At 58.8% G+C, this 16,073-nt stretch carries 15 protein-coding genes; 9 read left to right on the forward strand and 6 right to left on the reverse strand.

Annotated elements, in window-relative coordinates:
- Positions 1–150: 150 nt before the first annotated feature.
- The 3 genes from ACE04F_RS09705 to ACE04F_RS09715 all read left to right on the forward strand — a co-directional run bounded on the left by ACE04F_RS09705 (position 151) and on the right by ACE04F_RS09715 (position 2,332).
- Complete coding sequence (locus ACE04F_RS09705) at positions 151–1,278, forward strand: GGDEF domain-containing protein (protein ID WP_486106336.1); 1,128 nt, start codon at positions 151–153, stop codon at positions 1,276–1,278.
- Between the two features lie 316 nt (positions 1,279–1,594).
- The gene (locus ACE04F_RS09710; protein ID WP_434559736.1) at positions 1,595–2,014 is read left to right on the forward strand and encodes an organic hydroperoxide resistance protein; all 420 of its coding nucleotides are present in this window, start codon (positions 1,595–1,597) and stop codon (positions 2,012–2,014) included.
- A 33-nt stretch (positions 2,015–2,047) separates the two neighbouring features.
- Positions 2,048–2,332 (forward strand): hypothetical protein, encoded by a 285-nt coding sequence (locus ACE04F_RS09715; RefSeq protein WP_486106226.1) that lies wholly within the window; start codon positions 2,048–2,050, stop codon positions 2,330–2,332.
- 195 nt (positions 2,333–2,527) lie between these two features.
- Here ACE04F_RS09715 and ACE04F_RS09720 read toward each other — a convergent pair whose 3' ends face one another.
- Entirely contained in the window at positions 2,528–3,316 is a 789-nt protein-coding gene (locus ACE04F_RS09720) for an SDR family NAD(P)-dependent oxidoreductase (protein WP_486106228.1), read from the reverse strand.
- Between the two features lie 205 nt (positions 3,317–3,521).
- Between ACE04F_RS09720 and ACE04F_RS09725 the strand changes: the two genes are divergently transcribed.
- On the forward strand, positions 3,522–4,157 hold the full coding sequence (locus ACE04F_RS09725) for a hypothetical protein (protein WP_486106230.1): 636 nt from the start codon (positions 3,522–3,524) through the stop codon (positions 4,155–4,157).
- A gap of 40 nt (positions 4,158–4,197) precedes the next feature.
- Here ACE04F_RS09725 and ACE04F_RS09730 read toward each other — a convergent pair whose 3' ends face one another.
- From ACE04F_RS09730 to ACE04F_RS09740, 3 genes are all read right to left on the reverse strand, one after another.
- Positions 4,198–4,743, reverse strand: coding sequence for a hypothetical protein (locus tag ACE04F_RS09730; protein WP_486106232.1), 546 nt, complete (start codon positions 4,741–4,743; stop codon positions 4,198–4,200).
- A 233-nt stretch (positions 4,744–4,976) separates the two neighbouring features.
- Positions 4,977–5,864 carry a lysophospholipid acyltransferase gene (locus ACE04F_RS09735; RefSeq protein WP_198796133.1) on the reverse strand — a complete coding sequence of 296 codons (888 nt, stop codon included), beginning with the start codon at positions 5,862–5,864 and terminating at the stop codon, positions 4,977–4,979.
- 43 nt (positions 5,865–5,907) lie between these two features.
- Entirely contained in the window at positions 5,908–6,465 is a 558-nt protein-coding gene (locus ACE04F_RS09740; RefSeq protein WP_486106234.1) for a DNA-3-methyladenine glycosylase I, read from the reverse strand.
- An 81-nt stretch (positions 6,466–6,546) separates the two neighbouring features.
- Here ACE04F_RS09740 and glyQ point away from each other — a divergent pair, with 81 nt between their 5' ends.
- The 4 genes from glyQ (at position 6,547) to ACE04F_RS09760 (ending at position 10,948) form a co-directional block, all read left to right on the forward strand.
- Positions 6,547–7,500, forward strand: a complete 954-nt coding sequence (glyQ, locus tag ACE04F_RS09745) for a glycine--tRNA ligase subunit alpha (protein ID WP_022641565.1) — start codon at positions 6,547–6,549, stop codon at positions 7,498–7,500.
- A complete protein-coding gene (glyS, locus tag ACE04F_RS09750) occupies positions 7,497–9,551 on the forward strand; it encodes a glycine--tRNA ligase subunit beta (RefSeq protein WP_486106237.1) in 2,055 nt (684 codons plus the stop codon). The genes glyQ and glyS overlap by 4 nt, the downstream gene beginning before the upstream one ends.
- 3 nt (positions 9,552–9,554) lie before the next feature.
- The gene (gmhB, locus tag ACE04F_RS09755) at positions 9,555–10,088 is read left to right on the forward strand and encodes a D-glycero-beta-D-manno-heptose 1,7-bisphosphate 7-phosphatase (RefSeq protein ID WP_486106239.1); all 534 of its coding nucleotides are present in this window, start codon (positions 9,555–9,557) and stop codon (positions 10,086–10,088) included.
- A gap of 80 nt (positions 10,089–10,168) precedes the next feature.
- Entirely contained in the window at positions 10,169–10,948 is a 780-nt protein-coding gene (locus ACE04F_RS09760; protein WP_486106241.1) for a lysophospholipid acyltransferase family protein, read from the forward strand.
- 165 nt (positions 10,949–11,113) lie between these two features.
- Here ACE04F_RS09760 and ACE04F_RS09765 read toward each other — a convergent pair whose 3' ends face one another.
- Positions 11,114–12,631 (reverse strand): sensor histidine kinase, encoded by a 1,518-nt coding sequence (locus tag ACE04F_RS09765; protein ID WP_486106242.1) that lies wholly within the window; start codon positions 12,629–12,631, stop codon positions 11,114–11,116.
- Between the two features lie 229 nt (positions 12,632–12,860).
- On the opposite strand from ACE04F_RS09765, the gene ACE04F_RS09770 reads away from it, so the two are divergent.
- Positions 12,861–13,595 carry a response regulator transcription factor gene (locus ACE04F_RS09770; protein WP_486106244.1) on the forward strand — a complete coding sequence of 245 codons (735 nt, stop codon included), beginning with the start codon at positions 12,861–12,863 and terminating at the stop codon, positions 13,593–13,595.
- 59 nt (positions 13,596–13,654) lie between these two features.
- Here ACE04F_RS09770 and gyrB read toward each other — a convergent pair whose 3' ends face one another.
- Positions 13,655–16,072 carry a DNA topoisomerase (ATP-hydrolyzing) subunit B gene (gene gyrB, locus ACE04F_RS09775; RefSeq protein ID WP_486106246.1) on the reverse strand — a complete coding sequence of 806 codons (2,418 nt, stop codon included), beginning with the start codon at positions 16,070–16,072 and terminating at the stop codon, positions 13,655–13,657.
- Position 16,073: the final 1 nt, after the last annotated feature.

The raw sequence follows: 16,073 nt of genomic DNA on the forward strand, positions 1-16,073 counted from the left end.
GTTTTATGGCGGGTAGCTGCGCTACCCAGCGGGGATGAATCCCCTCGCCACGATTCAAAGCTCGTGGGTGCAGGTGTAATTCGGTTGTTTGCGTTGCTGGCAGGGTGCCACAATCGCGTTTTCCAGCGGCTTCACGATCAGGTGGATCACATGGATGGCCCAAGATCTCGCAATGGCATGGATTTTTGCATAGCCGGACAAGTGCGCACTGACCGACTGCAGCAACTGTTTCGCCAATCCGTTTCCGCGGTGTTTGGTAGTTACCTCGCGGCCATCATGTTGTGTTGGCTGTGTTGGGATCGCTTTGAGCACAGCACGGTTGTCTGGTGGCTGGCCATATTAAGCGGATCGACGCTGCTGCGGATCGCGATGTTCGTTGCCTATTTTCGCAGCGACGAGGTTCAGCGCACGCCTCAACGCTGGGAGCGCAGATACTGGTTCTCGCTGGTGTTGTCCGCGAGCATCTGGGGCGGTGGCGCGCTTGTTTTGATGCCGCAAGACGATCTCCTCTCGCAAGCTCTCGTCATGCTTTTTACCGTGGGAATGACTGTCAGCGCGGTGTCCTGTTATTCCGCCTACCGGGATATGACACTGGTCTCCATTGGCCTGGTGCTGTTTCCGTGCACGGTCTGGCTGCTGTTCCAACCATCGCCGATTCAGGTCGGCATGGCACTTTCGATCCTGGTGTTCGCGGCTTTTGCGGCCCGCGCTACCCACAAAATGTCCCAGGCACTGGAAACCGCCTTTCGACTTACTCGCGAGATGGAACAGGCGAACAGCATTTCAACCCGCGCCGCACAAACCGATGAACTGACCGGCCTGAAGAGTCGACGGGCTTTTTTCGAGCATGCCCAGCAGCTTTACGACGAATGCAAAACCAACCGATTGGGGTTGTGCGCCGTCATGTTGGACATGGATCACTTCAAGCACATCAACGATACCTACGGCCATCAGGTCGGGGATCAGGTTCTACGCCAGATGGGCGTGGTCATCAGCTCGTCATTTCGGGCCACGGATATCCACGGTCGGCTCGGTGGCGAAGAGTTCGCCATTTTGCTTCCGGATACGTCCATTGACGTTGCTACAGAAATCGCAGAAGAGCTTATCCAGAGTATCGCTGGCTTGATGATCGAGCCTGTCCATCGCATCACCGCCAGCCTTGGCGTGGCGTCGACGGAGGCGGGTCACAAGGATCTGCATGGCTTGATGAATAACGCTGACAAGGCGCTATATCGGGCGAAAGCGTTGGGGCGTAACCAGGTTGCCGTCGCTCACTAGGGTGGTTCGTTCCACCCCGTCATCCTACTTGTGAATTCCCTTTCTCCAGGGGCCCGCCATTGCGCTGGCTCGGCCAGCACCCCTGCCACCTTCGTTCCCTTGGCTCCCCCCTCAATGCGCGCGGGCTGGCACCGCTGCGTCGCTAAAAACTAAATTTCATTACTTATCAACGGGTTATAGAAATCTGAGAATATTTATGAAAACTTATCTTGCGCGCGAAGTATTTGGACGTTAACTTTAGCGCCACTGGTTAGCGCACAAACATTTAGCGTAAACAGAGCTCAATCAAACCCATCAGGAAAAAGGAAAACACACCATGAACGTTCTCTACACCGCAGTCGCAACCTCCACCGGTGGCCGTGATGGCCGTGCTGTTTCCAGCGACAAGATCCTTGACGTGAAACTGGCCACGCCAAAAGCCTTGGGCGGTGCCGGTGGTGAAGCCACCAACCCTGAGCAGTTGTTCGCAGCCGGCTATTCCGCCTGCTTCATCGGCGCACTGAAATTTGTCGCCAGCCAAAGCAAACGCAGCATTCCGGCTGACGCCTCGATCACCGCACACGTCGGCATCGGCCAGATCCCTGGCGGTTTCGGTCTGGACATCGACCTGCACATCAGCCTGCCAGGTCTGGATCAAGCCGATGCTCAAGCGTTGGTCGACGCGGCTCACCAGGTTTGCCCGTACTCCAACGCGACCCGCGGCAACGTCGACGTCCGTTTGCACGTCGCCGTCTAACTCACTCATCTACGAATAAATAAGGATCAGGACATGAACACTTTCAGCAAAACACTCGTTGGCTCGCTTCTGGCACTGTCGCTCGGCAATGCGTTTGCGACTTCTTTTGTTCAACCTACTTTCGCTGAGGGCGGTTCGGATCGTCTGATCGAAAAACGAATAGCCGAAGGTGGCTCCGATCGCCTGATCGAGAAACGTATAGCCGAAGGTGGCTCGGATCGGCTGATCGAGAAACGCGTAGCCGAAGGTGGTTCCGATCGCCTTATCGAGTTACGCGTAGCCGAAGTGGGCTCGGAGCGCCTGGGCGAGAACGGCTAGCTGAAGGGGCTCGGATCGCCTGCAAAGAGGGTGGGCTGAACAATCCTTTCAACGCTACGAAAGTTGGTCAAATCAACCAATGTTGCTTCCAAAAGAAAAAACGCCGCTTCTCTCGGATGAGGAAGCGGCGTTTTTTTGCAGGGTGTCATAACGATCCCGTGGCAGGGTATTTTGCTCATGCGTCTGATAACGCAGCTAAACGATGCTATCCACCACACCACCATCAACTCGCAGCGCCGCTCCGGTGGTGGCCGAGGCCTGTTCCGAGCTGGCGTAGATGATCATGTTGGCGACTTCCTCGACGCGCGCCGCGCGCTGGATGATCGAGGTGCTGCGGTGCTCGTTGACGAAATCTGCCGCGACCTTTTCCAGGCTTTCCCCGCTGCGCTCGACGTCCGCCTGGAGCATCTTGGCAACGCCTTCGGACAGTGTCGGACCAGGCAACACCGAGTTCACCGTCACGCCCGTGCCGGCGAGGCGTTTGGCCAGGCCGCGAGCAATTGAAAGCTGGGCGGTCTTGGTGAAGCCGTAGTGGATCATGTCGGCGGGAATGTTCACGCCCGACTCCGACGAGACAAACACGATCCGTCCCCAACCGCGCTCGACCATGCCTTGCGCGTAGGCCCTGGAAACACGTACACCCGACATCACATTGGTTTCGAAGAAACGCTGCCATTCGCTGTCCGGCGTCTCGAAGAAGTCCTCCTGTTTGAAAATGCCCAGGTTGTTGATGACGATATCGAAGCTCGGATGCCTGGCGATCAGCGCTTGGCAGCCAGCTTCGTTGCTGAGATCGCCAACAAAACCTGTAGCCCTGGAAGCAAGATTGCCCAGGCGCTGCAACGCGTCCTCCACGCTACTCTCGCTGCGCCCGTTGATGACGACCTGGGCACCGGCTTCCAGAAAGCCTTTGGCGGTCGCGAAACCGATACCGCTGGTGGAACCGGTGACCAATACGTTACGTCCGGTGAAGTCGATGTTCATGAGCGTGACTCCTTAATGGATGAATCAGGGGGTGCGGTACTGTTGGTTGGACGATTTTAACGACAAATAAATCTGTTGCCTTTACACATACCCTCACACCCTATCTAGCCCATCCGAATGATGGCCTTTTGATTTCATGCGAATCTCGCTAGAATTCGTGCCCTCTCCGTGAGCGGCATGTAGAAATTTACGCAAGGAAGTCGATATGCAATTTGCAAAAGTCATAGGCCTCACCTTGGCCTTGAGTCTCAGTGGATGCGCCAGTTTCACCAACGATGAAGTTGCACCTGTCGATATGCCTTCGATGGCGGGTTACTCGAACAAGCCAAACGTCTATGTCGACTTCGATTTCTATCAGGGCGACCCCGACAATGCCAAGGCCACTGAGGTACCGCAAGCTCGCGACATGCTCAAGCCCGAGCTGAAACGCACTTTCGATGAATCAGGGCTATTCGGACGCGTGGTCTTTGACGAGTTCCAGAAGCAACCAGGCGACTACAGTCTGCGGTTGAAGGTTTACAACCATGCGCCAGGTGGTGGGCAGATGGTCATGGCGTTCATCAGCGGCTTTACGTTCATGATCATTCCTGCGCTGGCAACCGACCAGTACACCATGAGCCTGGAAACGCTGGATGAGCATGGCCAACCATTGGGCAAGGCCAGCAATCACGATGCGGTCAATACGTGGATGGGCATCTGGTTCCTGCCGTTGGCAGGTAACACGCCCAAGGCTGCCGTCACCGACACTTTCAATCGGCAAGTCAATGCGCTGTTGAAGAACTGGGTCGACAACAACCGCATGAAATATTCAGCTGTCGGTACCCAAATCCCACGGGGCTGACACTCAGAAAAAAGAGCCGCAATTGCGGCTCTTTTTTTGCTCACTTCAATGCTTGAGTGAACTGTGGATCGCTGTACAGGCTCTTTAGCAAGTCCTGCAACATCGGGTTGTAGTTGTTCGCGGCAGCCGGAATGGCGATCGGACCGAAGAAACTGCTGTCCCAGTCACGCTGCACATCTTTAGTGGTTTCGTACACGACCTGATCACCTTTACGCAACGTGAACCGTGCAGCCAATTCGCCGTGGCCGCTACCCACACCTGCGGTGAGCTGGCTCTTGATCAATTGAACCTGCAGCTGACGGTCAGCACGGGCGTCGAGCAGGCCAGCTTGCCGGAGTTCATTGTTGATCGCTGCCTGGATGTGCAGCGGAACACTGCCTTCGGGCGAGGAAATCGGGTTCAAGCGCACCATCAAAGACCCCTGGCCCGAATCGGCATTCACCTGTGCTTCGCGCAGAGGCTGCATGGGTTCATTTTTCCTGAGCTGCTGAACGTTCTGAAAATTGGGTTCATAGCGGGTCATGGTCACGCCGCAACCTTGGAGCAGCAGCGCGCAGAGCGGTAGAGCCAGGTAGAGCTTCTTCACAGCAAATCCTTATGTGCTTTTTTGAAGAGGCATTATCCGATGGTAGCTTTTAGCCATCAACCGGTACGACGATCGCTGAGGGTTTTTCTGCTCGGTGGGGTCGGCGTTGTAGCTGGGGCGGGGTGTCTGGCGGAATGATTGGGGCTGCTGCGCAGCCCAGCGGGAGCAAGCTCCCTCGCCACAAGGTGGGGTGTAGTCAGGTGGTTTCGTGGTGCGCCGTCCAAAGCAGGTCGTCAGTACCACCGCGCCTCACCCGGCGGGCGTTTCTTGAAGCGTTTCATGCTCCACATGTACTGGCTCGGGTAGGCCCTTACGTAACGCTCGACCACTTTGCTCATGGCGGCGCAGGCGGTTTCGGTGTCGGTGCTGTACATCTCGTCCGGGGCGGCTTCGAGGATGACTTTGTAGCCGGAGCCGTCCGGCAGGCGCAGGGCGTGGAGGAAGACGCCGACCGCCTTGCCGCCGGCGAGCATGTTCGGCACGAACTTGCTGGTCAGGGCCTGGGTGGCGAAGAAGGGCACGAAGATGCCGGCGGATTCGGACGGCTCAGGATCGGCGGGGATCCCCACCTGGCCGCCCTTGCGCACTTCCTTGATGACGCTGAGGATGCCTTCCTTGGTGGATGCCGCGACCTTGTTGCCCAGTTGCACGCGTTGCTTTTGCAGTAATTCATCCACCGCCTTGAGCTTGGGCGGCCGGTAGAAAATGATCGGTTTGCACTGGCTGCAATAGAAGTGGTTGAGCACTTCCCAGTTGCCCAGGTGGCTGGTGATGCCGACCACGCCTTTGCCCGAGGCCAGCGCTTCCTTCAGTACTTCCAGGCCTTCGACTTCGCGCACCAGTTCGATGGAGCGCTGGGCCGGCCAGATCCAGGCACAGGCGCTTTCGGTCAGGGATTTACCGATGTCCTTGAGGCTCTGGCCCACCAGGCGTTCGCGCTCGGCCGGGTCCATCTCGGGAAAACACTTGGCGAGGTTGATCCGCACCACGTCGCGGGAACGGTTGGGTAATTTCCACATGAGCCAGCCAATGGCCGAGCCCACCGCCTGCACTGCTCGCCAAGGGAGCAGCGCAAACAACCGCAGAGCGCCGACCAGCAAGGCGCCTTTCAACTTATCCACAGGTCACTCCTGAATTCATGGGCCATGGTGCGAGCCGGCTATTCTAACCGCCGTTTACCAACTCGGCGTAGCGGTCGCAGTCCCGGGTGTGGTCCATGACCATGCCCGAGGCCTGCATCAAGGCGTAGCAGATGGTCGGGCCGACGAAGGTGAACCCGGCTTTTTTCAGGCCTTTGCTCATCGCCAGCGCCTCGGGGGTGATGGCCGGCACTTCGGTGCGGTCCTTGAAGTGGTTGATGATCGTTCGGTCACCCACGAACGACCAGAGAAACGCCACCGGATCTTCCAGCGCCAGCCAGGCCTGGGCATTGCGCCGGGCCGCCTTGAGCTTGAGGCGGTTGCGGATAATGCCGGGGTCGAGCATCAGCTCATCGATTTCGGCGTCGCTCATCTGCGCTACCCGTTGCACATCGAAGCCGTAGAGCACTTCCCGGTAACGTTCGCGTTTGCGCAAAACGGTGATCCAGGACAGACCGGCCTGGAACCCTTCGAGCAGAAGCAACTCGAACAAACCCTGCGCATCGCGCAGCGGCGTCCCCCACTCCTGATCGTGATAAGCCATGTACAACGGATCTTCGGAACACCAAAAGCAGCGTGGCATAAGGCTCCAGGGGGCGTGCGCACGAACGAATCGGGTATACTCCCGCTCTTTAAATCGCAGCCCAAGAAACAGGTGAATTTCGTGAGCCAGCCTACGCCAGCCGTGCGTACCTTCCAAGACTTGATCCTCGCCCTCCAGCAATACTGGGCCGAGCAAGGTTGCGTGGTACTTCAGCCCTACGATATGGAAGTAGGCGCCGGCACTTTCCACACTGCCACGTTTCTGCGTGCCATCGGCCCGGAAACCTGGAACGCCGCTTATGTGCAACCAAGCCGCCGCCCGACTGACGGCCGCTACGGCGAAAACCCGAACCGCCTGCAGCATTACTATCAATTTCAGGTCGTGCTGAAGCCGAACCCGGAAAACTTCCAGGAGCTGTACCTGGGCTCCCTCAAACACGTCGGCCTCGACCCGCTGGTGCACGACATCCGTTTCGTCGAAGACAACTGGGAATCGCCGACCCTGGGCGCCTGGGGCCTGGGCTGGGAAGTGTGGCTCAACGGCATGGAAGTGACCCAATTCACCTACTTCCAGCAAGCGGGCGGCATCGAATGCTACCCGGTGACCGGTGAGATCACCTACGGCCTGGAACGCCTGGCCATGTACCTGCAAGGCGTGGATTCGGTCTACGACCTGGTATGGGCCGACGGTCCGTTCGGCAAAGTGACCTACGGCGACGTGTTCCATCAAAACGAAGTGGAGCAATCGACCTACAACTTCGAACACGCCAACGTCGACAAGCTGTTCGAGTTGTTCGATTTCTATGAAAGCGAAGCCAAGCGCCTGATCGAACTGGACCAGCCGTTGCCGCTGCCGAGTTATGAAATGGTCTTGAAGGCATCCCATACCTTCAACCTGCTGGATGCACGCCGGGCGATTTCCGTCACCGCGCGCCAGCAATACATCCTGCGTGTGCGTACCCTGGCGCGTTCCGTCGCGCAAGCCTACCTGCTGGCCCGTGCCAAGCTGGGCTTCCCGATGGCGACCCCGGACCTGCGTGATGAAGTGTTGGCTAAGCTGGAGGCTGCACAATGAGTGCTCAAGATTTTCTGGTTGAACTGGGCACCGAAGAACTGCCACCCAAAGCCCTGAACACCCTGGCCGATGCATTCCTGGCCGGCATCGAGAAAGGCCTGCAAGCCGCTGGCCTGAACTTCGAAACCAAGCACGTCTACGCCGCGCCGCGCCGCCTGGCCGTGTTGATCACCGCCTTGGCGACGCAACAGCCGGACCGCAGCATCAACCTCGACGGCCCACCCGTGCAGGCTGCGTTCGATGCCGACGGCAACCCGACCCAGGCCGCCTTGGGCTTCGCCAAGAAGTGCGGCGTCGATCTGAGCGAAATCGACCAGAGCGGCCCGAAGCTGCGCTACAGCCAGAGCATCAAGGGCAAGCCGACCGCCAGCCTGTTGCCGACCATCGTCGAAGACTCCCTCAATGACTTGCCGATTCCCAAGCGCATGCGCTGGGCTGCGCGCAAGGAAGAGTTCGTGCGTCCGACCCAATGGCTGGTGATGCTGCTCGGTGACCAGGTCATCGATTGCACGATCCTCGCCCAGAAGGCCGGTCGTGATTCTCGCGGTCACCGTTTCCATCATCCGCAGAGCGTGCGCATCACATCGCCGGCCAATTACCTGGCCGACCTGCGCGCTGCCTATGTATTGGCCGATGCCAACGAGCGCCGCGAGCTGATCAGCAAGCGCACCGAAGAACTGGCGACCGCCCAGGAAGGCACGGCCATCGTGCCGGCCAGCCTGCTGGACGAAGTGACCGCCCTGGTGGAATGGCCAGTGCCACTGGTGTGCTCGTTCGAAGAACGTTTCCTTGAAGTGCCCCAGGAAGCGCTGATCACCACCATGCAGGACAACCAGAAATACTTCTGCCTGCTGGACGCCGAAGGCAAGTTGCTGCCGCGCTTCATCACGGTGGCCAACATCGAAAGCAAGGACCCGCAGCAGATCATCGCTGGTAACGAAAAAGTCGTACGCCCGCGTTTGACCGATGCCGAGTTCTTCTTCAAGCAAGACAAGAAGCAGCCCTTGGAAAGCTTCAACGAGCGCCTGCGCAACGTGGTGTTCCAGGAAAAACTCGGCAGCGTCTACGACAAGGCCGAGCGCGTATCGAAACTGGCAGCATTCATCGCTCCACGCATCGGCGGCGATGCCCAGCGTGCTGCACGTGCCGGCATCCTGTCCAAGTGCGACCTGTCCACCGAGATGGTCGGTGAGTTCCCGGAGATGCAAGGCATCGCCGGTTACTACTACGCTCTCAACGACGGCGAGCCGCAAGATGTTGCCCTGGCGCTGAACGAGCAGTACATGCCGCGTGGCGCCGGCGCTGAATTGCCGACCACCCTGACCGGTGCGGCCGTGGCGATCGCCGACAAGCTCGACACCCTGGTCGGCATCTTCGGTATCGGCATGCTGCCCACTGGCAGCAAGGACCCGTACGCACTGCGTCGCGCAGCGCTGGGCGTGCTGCGCATCCTCATCGACAAGCAACTGGACCTGGACCTGAACGACGCCGTGGCTTTCGCCGTGAATGCGTTCGGCAGCAAGGTCAAGGCTGCCGGCCTGGCCGACGCGGTGCTGGAATTCATTTTCGACCGCCTGCGTGCGCGTTATGAAGACGAAGGCGTCGACGTCGCGACCTACCTGTCGGTGCGCGCCCTGAAACCAGGTTCGGCCCTGGACTTCGACCAACGCGTACAAGCAGTGCAAGCCTTCCGCAAACTGCCGGAAGCAGCAGCGCTGGCGGCGGTGAACAAGCGTGTGTCGAACCTGCTGAGCAAGGCCGAAGGCAACATTGCGGCCGTCGTTGAAGCCAAGTACTTCGACAACGCCAATGAGTTCTCCCTGTACTCGGCGATCCAGCAGGCGGACCAGGCGGTCCAGCCGATGGCGGCGGCGCGTCAGTACAGCGAAACCCTGGCGCGTCTGGCGGCATTGCGTGAACCGGTGGATGCGTTTTTCGAGGCGGTGATGGTCAATGCCGAAGACGCCAATGTGCGAGCCAACCGCTATGCGCTGCTGGCGCGTCTGCGTGGGTTGTTCCTCGGTGTCGCCGATATTTCGCTGCTGGGGTAAGTCTTGAAACTGCTGATTCTCGATCGGGACGGAGTGATCAATCATGACTCCGACGCTTACATCAAGTCGGTGGAGGAGTGGTTGCCGATCCCCGGTTCCATCGAGGCCATCGCGCAGTTGAGCAAGGCCGGCTGGACGGTGGCGGTCGCCACCAACCAGTCGGGTATTGCCCGCGGTTACTACGAACTCGCCGTCCTCGACGCCATGCACGAGCACTTGCGTGAGCTGGTGGCCGGGCAGGGCGGCGACATCGGGCTGATCATTTATTGCCCACATGGGCCGGACGATGGCTGCGATTGCCGCAAGCCCAAGCCCGGCATGCTGAAAACCATCGCCGCTCACTATGACGTTGCGCTGTCGGGCGTGTGGTTTGTCGGCGACAGCCTCGGTGACCTGGAGGCGGCGAAGGCCGTCGATTGTCAGCCAGTTTTGGTCAAGACCGGAAAAGGCGAAAAGACTCTGGGCAAGACCCTACCGGTGGGCACCTTGATTTTTGACGACCTGGCGGCGGTTGCCGCTGAACTTATCCACAATTAGAGCTCCCAAGACATCCTGATCAAGGATTGTTCGGGAAGCGCTTGAACAGGCGGGCATTGCCCGCAATGGTAAACGCCGCTATGTCGATATTGCAGGCCATCAGAAGCTTTCTCTTTTACCTGCTGCTGGGCACCAGTTCCTTGTTGTGGTGCTCCTTGAGTTTTTTTATCGCGCCTTTTTTGTCGTTCCGGGCGCGCTACCGTTTCATCAACGTGTACTGGTGCCGCTGCGCACTGTGGCTGAGCAAGGTGTTCCTGGGCATTCGCTATGAAGTGAAGGGCGCGGAGAACGTGCCGGACCGGCCCTGCGTAATTCAGTCCAACCATCAGAGCACCTGGGAGACCTTTTTTCTCTCGGCTTATTTCGAACCGTTGAGTCAGGTTCTCAAGCGTGAACTGCTGTTCGTACCGTTCTTCGGCTGGGCCATGGCGATGCTGCGCCCGATTGCCATTGATCGCGACAACCCGAAGGTTGCCCTCAAGCAGGTAGCGCAAAAAGGCGATGTGCTGCTCAAGGACAACGTCTGGGTACTGATCTTTCCCGAGGGCACCCGCGTACCCTACGGGACGATCGGCAAGTTTTCCCGCAGTGGCTCCGCATTGGCGGTAAACGCCGGCCTGCCGGTGCTGCCGATTGCACACAATGCGGGCAAATTCTGGCCCAAGGCCGGCTGGATCAGAACACCAGGCGTTATCACCGTCGTCATCGGCGCCCCCATGTATGCAGAGGGCAGTGGACCACGCGCGATTGCCGAGTTGAACGACCGTGTACAAGCATGGAATGAGCAGACGCAACGGGAACTTGGCTCGCTTCCTCCGGCCCCCGCTGCGCCGGCGGCAACGGACAAGTTAGCTGTCTGAGAATTGTGGATAACCTGTGTACCGTTTTCTCGGATTTCGTCAGTTTTAGCGATTAACTCGCTGTTTTTAATACATATTTCTTAAACACCTAAAACCTCGTACGAGGTGCATAAGTTTTTATAGCGCACTGAAAAGGTCGCCGCCTGACCAAGGCCGCGATCTTTTTTATTCCTCCAGCAACGGAAAGCGCAGGCTGAACGTAGTGCCTTCGCCTACTACGCTACGGCAATCGATTTGCCCACCATGACGGTCCACGACCGCCTTGACCATCGACAGCCCCAGACCGATGCCATCCACGCCCTGGGCCGAAGAAAACCGTCGGTACTGGACGAACAGATCCGGCAGTTCCTGCGCGTCGATGCCTTTGCCTTGATCAACGACCTCACACGTCAACCAGCCCTGAGCACAACGCACCTGCAACGCTATACACGTGTCGGGCGCACTGTACTTGATGGCGTTCTCCAACAAGTTGAACAAGGCGCGGGTCAGCAGGGGTTGATCAGCGCTGATCAGCGCTTCTTCTTCGTCCAGTCGGTGCTCCAACCGAATACTCCGCGCTTGGGCAACAGGCAATGCCTGGTCGATCACGTCCAGGACCAGCATGGCGAATAGGGTCGGTTGGAACTGATAGGCCTCGGACTCGGCCTTGGCCAACTGCACAAACCCATCGGTCAGTTCCAGGGCGCGGCGCACCTGACGCTCGATCTGGTCGAATAGCGGCTTGTCGGCACCGGCCTGATCCCGCTGCACATCGAGCAGAGCCAGGATCGCCGAATGGGGCGCGCGCAAATCGTGGGAGAGAAAACGAAGCATGACGCTGCGTTGCTCTTCGGCTTCCCGTTCAGCACTCAGGTCGGTCAGGCTGAGCAACCAGCCAATGGGCACATCACCCTCTACCGGCAACAGCGCGGCACGTTCCAGTCGCAAGCTGCGCTCGCGGGTATCGCGAAATTCAACCAGCGGCAACGTGGACAAGCGATGTGCAGGGGAGTGTACCAATGCCGGGTAACCCAACCGCGCCAATTCCTCCAGCACATCACTGCCCGCCAAGGCGTGACCAAACAACTCGCGAGCCTTGCGATTACCCAGCAACAGGTTGCCCTGTGGATCACTGATCATCGTTGCTACCGGCAGGTACTCCAGGCCGTCGGCAATAAATCGGCGCGTGTCCCGGGTTCGGCTCATGGCTTGTTCCAAGGCCATGATCTGACCCTGCAGGCGATCACTGCCGGTGTAGGAAGCGCGCCGGCGCTCCGGGAAGACCTTGGGTTCCGCATCCAGACGCGCCAGCTCCCAGCCGAAATAAGCCAACACTACGCTCAGGCGCCGCCAGTTCCAGACCAGATAACCCAGCAGCATGCCCAACAGGCTGGCCACCGGCGACCACGCCCAACCCTGCGCCCCCAGCAGAGCGCTGAGTAGCAGGGCCAAGCCCATTCCGCCCAACGTCGCGCTCAATGCGAAGTGCGGGCGCAACAGCAGCAAACCCAATACACAGCCAACCAGACATATCGACAGCAATGCTGCGCCCGGCCCGTTGCGTGCCGACTGCAGGCTGAACGAAACCAGCGCGGTCAGCGGGAGCCACAACAGAGTTATCCACAATCCTTCGCGCCTCAATTGTCGAAACAATCGCTGCACCTGGGTCGGTTCACGGCTTTCACGGCGACGCGGAGGGTTCATAAGTACCTTGGCGGAAGATCGGGACGGTTTGTACATGCAGGGTAGCCTCAGCTCACAGCGGCCAAGACTATAACGGACTTGATGATGGCAATGCGGCTACCTTTCACTTCGCGCCGTGAGCCGGTATTGTCGCAGCCAGTGACAGCTCAACGACGACGACCAGCCACCGGCTGCTTTTCATTGCCAGCTGAGCATGTCCGTTACTCTTGAAACCAAGGAATCGCATTCCATGCGTGTCGCCATACTGGACGATGAACCGGCCGAGTTGCGCCGGGTGGAACAGACACTGCAGCAAATTCCCGGCAAGGCAGAGCCCGCCTGGACACTGCACAGTTTCGAACGGGGTGAAGACCTGTTGCGACAACTGCGCAGGGAAACGTTTGACCTGTTGATCCTGGACTGGCAATTACCTGACATCAGCGGCTTGTCCTTGCTGCGCTGGACGCGCGAGCACATGGACTCGCCACCCGCAGCCATCATGCTCACCAGCCGCGACGGCGAGCATGACATTGTCCAGGCCCTAAACGCCGGCGCCGATGATTACGTCAGCAAGCCCTTCCGTCCCAACGAGCTCAAGGCCCGGGTCACCGCAGTGCTACGCCGCCACAACCTGCACCGCACCCCGGCCGCTGAAGTGCTGGTGTTCAATGACCTGGAATTCGACGATGCCGAATTGACCGTCACCCGCGCCGGGATCCCCATCAATCTGACTGAACGAGAGTACCGCCTGGCCCGCTGCCTGTTCGCCAACCTGGGCCGGCCGCTGTCCCGGGAATACTTTTATGAGCGCTTCTGGACCCATGAAGAAATGACGTCGTCGCGCCCGCTCGACACCCACATCTATCGCCTGCGCAACAAGCTCGGGCTGACCACTGATCGCGGCTGGCAGTTGTTGACGATCTACGGGTATGGGTATCGGTTGGAGAGTGTGGCGGCGGGCAGTGAGGCTTCGGTAGCCAGTTAACATAAAAAAAGGCCAACGCATGAGCGTTGGCCTTTTCCGTTGGGGCAGGGCAAGCCGGATCAGAAATCCAGGTTGGACACCGCCAACGCATTGCTCTCGATGAAGTCACGACGAGGCTCGACCGCATCACCCATCAGGGTATTGAAGATCTGGTCCGCGCCAATGGCGTCTTCGATGGTGACTTTCAGCATGCGGCGCGAGCCCGGGTCCATGGTGGTTTCCCACAGCTGATCCGGGTTCATCTCACCCAGCCCTTTGTATCGCTGGATGGTGTGGCGCTTGGTGCTTTCGGCCATCAGCCATTCAAGGGCTTCCTTGAACTCGGTCACGGCTTTCTTGCGCTCACCACGTTGGATGTATGCGCCTTCGTCCAGCAGCGTGCTCAGTTGCGCGCCGAGGGATACGACAGTCTTGTAGTCGTTGCTGCCGAAGAAATCACGGTTGAAGGTGACGTAGTTCGACAGACCGTGGGAGATCAGTTCGACCTCCGGCAGCCAGACGTTACGTTCACGGTCCTCACGCAGGCTGGCTTTGTAGACCAGGCCGGATTTTTCCACGGTACGCAGGCGTACTTCGTACTGGGCCAACCAATCCTGCATCGCTGCGTGATCGGACAACTGCTCCAGGCTGACGGCCGGCAGATAGATGAAGTGCTCGGTCAGTTCCTGTGGGTACAGGCGTGACAGGCGCTTGAGGGTTTTCATCACCAGACGGAAGTCATTCACCAGGCGCTCAAGGGCCTCACCGGAGATGCCTGGAGCATCTTCGTTCAGGTGCAGGCTCGCGTCTTCCAGGGCCGACTGCGTCATGTACTCTTCCATGGCTTCGTCGTCTTTGATGTATTGCTCTTGCTTGCCTTTCTTGACCTTGTACAACGGCGGCTGGGCGATGTAGATGTAGCCGCGCTCGATCAGCTCCGGCAACTGACGGAAGAAGAACGTCAGCAGCAGGGTGCGGATGTGCGAACCGTCGACGTCGGCGTCAGTCATGATAATGATGTTGTGATAGCGCAGCTTGTCGATGTTGTACTCTTCGCGACCGATGCCACAGCCCAGCGCGGTGATCAGCGTACCGACCTCCTGGGAAGAGATCATCTTGTCGAAGCGCGCCTTCTCGACGTTGAGGATCTTGCCCTTGAGCGGCAGGATTGCCTGGGTACGACGGTTGCGGCCCTGCTTGGCGGAACCGCCAGCAGAGTCACCTTCCACGAGGTACAGTTCGGACAGGGCCGGGTCCTTTTCCTGGCAGTCAGCCAGTTTTCCCGGCAAGCCGGCGATGTCCAGAGCGCCTTTGCGGCGAGTCATCTCACGGGCCTTGCGCGCGGCTTCACGGGCACGGGCGGCGTCGATCATCTTGCCGACCACCAGCTTGGCTTCGTTCGGGTTCTCCAGCAGGAAGTCGGAGAAGTACTTGCCCATCTCCTGTTCGACTGCGGTCTTCACTTCGGAAGACACCAGCTTGTCCTTGGTCTGGGAACTGAACTTCGGATCCGGCACCTTCACCGAAATGATCGCGGTCAGACCTTCACGGGCGTCGTCACCGGTGGTGGCGACTTTGTGCTTCTTCGCCAGGCCTTCCTGTTCGATGTAGTTGTTCAGGTTACGCGTCAGCGCCGAACGGAAACCCACCAGGTGAGTACCGCCGTCGCGCTGCGGAATGTTGTTGGTGAAGCACAACAGGTTCTCGTTGAAGCTGTCGTTCCACTGCAAGGCGATTTCCACGCCGATGCCGTCTTCACGCTGGACGTTGAAGTGGAACACCTGGTTGACCGCAGTCTTGTTGGTGTTCAGGTATTCGACAAATGCCCGCAGGCCGCCTTCGTACTTGAACAGCTCTTCCTTGCCGCTGCGCTCGTCCTTGAGGACGATACCGACGCCGGAGTTCAGGAAGGACAGCTCACGGATCCGCTTGGCCAGGATATCCCAGCTGAAATGGATGTTCTTGAAGGTTTCGCTAGAGGCCTTGAAGTGGATCTGGGTCCCCGTGGTCTCGCTGTCGCCAACGACTGCCATCGGCGCCTGAGGCACGCCGTGGACGTAGGTCTGTTCCCAGATCTTGCCGCTGCGGCGAACAGTAAGGATCAGCTTCTCAGACAGCGCGTTCACAACCGACACACCTACACCGTGCAGACCGCCGGATACTTTGTAGGAGTTGTCGTCGAACTTACCGCCGGCGTGCAATACGGTCATGATGACCTCAGCCGCGGAAACGCCTTCTTCTTTGTGTACGTCTACCGGGATGCCACGGCCGTTGTCGCGAACGGTGATGGACTCATCCGGGTGGATGATGATGCTGATGTCGTCGCAATGACCGGCAAGGGCTTCGTCGATGGAGTTGTCGACCACCTCGAACACCATGTGGTGCAGACCGCTGCCATCGTCGGTGTCACCAATGTACATACCGGGACGTTTGCGTACGGCATCCAGGCCTTTAAGCACTTTAATGCTCGTTGAGTCGTACGTATTTTCTTCGCTCAAT

This window comes from Pseudomonas sp. AGC41 (assembly GCF_057334555.1).

Coding starts and splice junctions, on each gene's coding strand:
- ACE04F_RS09765 (WP_486106242.1), bottom strand. CDS start 12,631: ATGAACCCTCCGCGTCGCCGTGAAAGCCGTGAACCGACCCAGGTGCAG.
- ACE04F_RS09715 (WP_486106226.1), top strand. CDS start 2,048: ATGAACACTTTCAGCAAAACACTCGTTGGCTCGCTTCTGGCACTGTCG.
- ACE04F_RS09725 (WP_486106230.1), top strand. CDS start 3,522: ATGCAATTTGCAAAAGTCATAGGCCTCACCTTGGCCTTGAGTCTCAGT.
- ACE04F_RS09705 (WP_486106336.1), top strand. CDS start 151: ATGGATGGCCCAAGATCTCGCAATGGCATGGATTTTTGCATAGCCGGA.
- ACE04F_RS09720 (WP_486106228.1), bottom strand. CDS start 3,316: ATGAACATCGACTTCACCGGACGTAACGTATTGGTCACCGGTTCCACC.
- ACE04F_RS09770 (WP_486106244.1), top strand. CDS start 12,861: ATGCGTGTCGCCATACTGGACGATGAACCGGCCGAGTTGCGCCGGGTG.
- ACE04F_RS09710 (WP_434559736.1), top strand. CDS start 1,595: ATGAACGTTCTCTACACCGCAGTCGCAACCTCCACCGGTGGCCGTGAT.
- glyS (WP_486106237.1), top strand. CDS start 7,497: ATGAGTGCTCAAGATTTTCTGGTTGAACTGGGCACCGAAGAACTGCCA.
- ACE04F_RS09760 (WP_486106241.1), top strand. CDS start 10,169: ATGTCGATATTGCAGGCCATCAGAAGCTTTCTCTTTTACCTGCTGCTG.
- ACE04F_RS09740 (WP_486106234.1), bottom strand. CDS start 6,465: ATGCCACGCTGCTTTTGGTGTTCCGAAGATCCGTTGTACATGGCTTAT.